Origin of the sequence: Paenibacillus sp. O199, assembly GCF_001636635.1 — a bacterium.
GTDB lineage: Bacteria > Bacillota > Bacilli > Paenibacillales > Paenibacillaceae > Paenibacillus > Paenibacillus marchantiae.
In genome coordinates this window covers 1-2120 of record NZ_LGRP01000087.1, presented here as the reverse complement: position 1 = coordinate 2120, position 2120 = coordinate 1, and the positions used below count along the sequence as shown (strand labels likewise).

Annotated in this window: 1 rRNA gene; it reads right to left on the bottom strand. The window is 53.7% G+C overall.

The window, feature by feature from the left end:
* Positions 1–10 precede the first annotated feature (10 nt).
* Positions 11–2120, bottom strand: a 23S ribosomal RNA gene (locus A6049_RS32200); the annotation flags it as partial.

The following is a 2120-nucleotide window of genomic DNA, read 5'->3' as shown; positions in this document are numbered from 1 at the left end:
AACTTGCATATTGGATAAGCCCTCGACCGATTAGTACTGGTCAGCTCCATGCATTGCTGCACTTCCACCCCCAGCCTATCTACCTCGTCGTCTTCAAGGGGTCTTACATACTGGGAAATCTCATCTTGAGGGGGGCTTCACGCTTAGATGCTTTCAGCGCTTATCCCTTCCGTACATAGCTACCCAGCGGTGCTCCTGGCGGAACAACTGGTACACCAGCGGTACGTCCATCCCGGTCCTCTCGTACTAAGGACAGCTCCTCTCAAATTTCCTACGCCCACGACAGATAGGGACCGAACTGTCTCACGACGTTCTGAACCCAGCTCGCGTACCGCTTTAATGGGCGAACAGCCCAACCCTTGGGACCTACTTCAGCCCCAGGATGCGATGAGCCGACATCGAGGTGCCAAACCTCCCCGTCGATGTGGACTCTTGGGGGAGATAAGCCTGTTATCCCCAGGGTAGCTTTTATCCGTTGAGCGATGGCCCTTCCATGCGGTACCACCGGATCACTAAGCCCGACTTTCGTCCCTGCTCGACTTGTAGGTCTCGCAGTCAAGCTCCCTTATGCCTTTGCACTCTTCGAATGATTTCCAACCATTCTGAGGGAACCTTTGGGCGCCTCCGTTACTCTTTAGGAGGCGACCGCCCCAGTCAAACTGCCCACCTGACACTGTCCCCGCACCGGATTACGGTACCAGGTTAGAACCTAGATACGATCAGGGTGGTATCCCAACGGTGCCTCCACACAAGCTGGCGCTCATGCTTCAAAGGCTCCCACCTATCCTGTACAGATCGTACCCAAATTCAATATCAAGCTGCAGTAAAGCTCCATGGGGTCTTTCCGTCTTGTCGCGGGTAACCTGCATCTTCACAGGTATTAAAATTTCACCGGATCTCTCGTTGAGACAGCGCCCAAGTCGTTACGCCATTCGTGCGGGTCAGAATTTACCTGACAAGGAATTTCGCTACCTTAGGACCGTTATAGTTACGGCCGCCGTTTACTGGGGCTTCGGTTCACAGCTTCGGATTGCTCCTAACCGCTCCCCTTAACCTTCCAGCACCGGGCAGGCGTCAGCCCGTATACTTCGCCTTACGGCTTCGCACAGACCTGTGTTTTTGCTAAACAGTCGCTTGGGCCTTTTCACTGCGGCCCCCTCGTGCTATTCACACTACCGGGGCACCCCTTCTCCCGAAGTTACGGGGTCATTTTGCCGAGTTCCTTAACGAGAGTTCTTCCGCGCGCCTTAGAATTCTCTTCTCGCCTACCTGTGTCGGTTTGCGGTACGGGCACCATCACCTGGCTAGAGGCTTTTCTTGGCAGTGTGAGATCATGACCTTCGCTACTATAATTTTCGCTCCCCATCACAGCCCAGCCTTACGATGTGCGGATTTGCCTACACATCAGCCTCACTGCTTAGACGGACATCCATCAGTCCGCGTCACTACCCTGCTGCGTCCCCCCATTGCTCATAACGGCTTACGGTGGTACAGGAATTTCGACCTGTTGTCCTTCGACTACGCCTTTCGGCCTCGCCTTAGGTCCCGACTTACCCTGAGCGGACGAGCCTTCCTCAGGAACCCTTAGGCTTTCGGCGGATCAGATTCTCACTGATCTTTTCGTTACTCATACCGGCATTCTCACTTGTATAATGTCCAGCGCTCCTTACGGTACACCTTCAACCCTTATACAACGCTCCCCTACCCCTGATGCAAAGCATCAAGCCATAGCTTCGGTGGTGTGTTTAGCCCCGTTACATTTTCGGCGCAGAGTCACTCGACCAGTGAGCTATTACGCACTCTTTCAATGGTGGCTGCTTCTAAGCCAACATCCTGGTTGTCTGTGCAACTCCACATCCTTTCCCACTTAACACACACTTGGGGACCTTAGCTGATGGTCTGGGCTGTTTCCCTTTTGACAATGGATCTTAGCACTCACTGTCTGACTCCCGGAAGTAAGTCTATGGCATTCGGAGTTTGACTGAGCTTGGTAACCCTTGCGGGCCCCGCACCCAATCAGTGCTCTACCTCCACGACTCTGTTTTCCGAGGCTAGCCCTAAAGCTATTTCGGGGAGAACCAGCTATCTCCGAGTTCGATTGGAATTTCTCCGCTACCCCC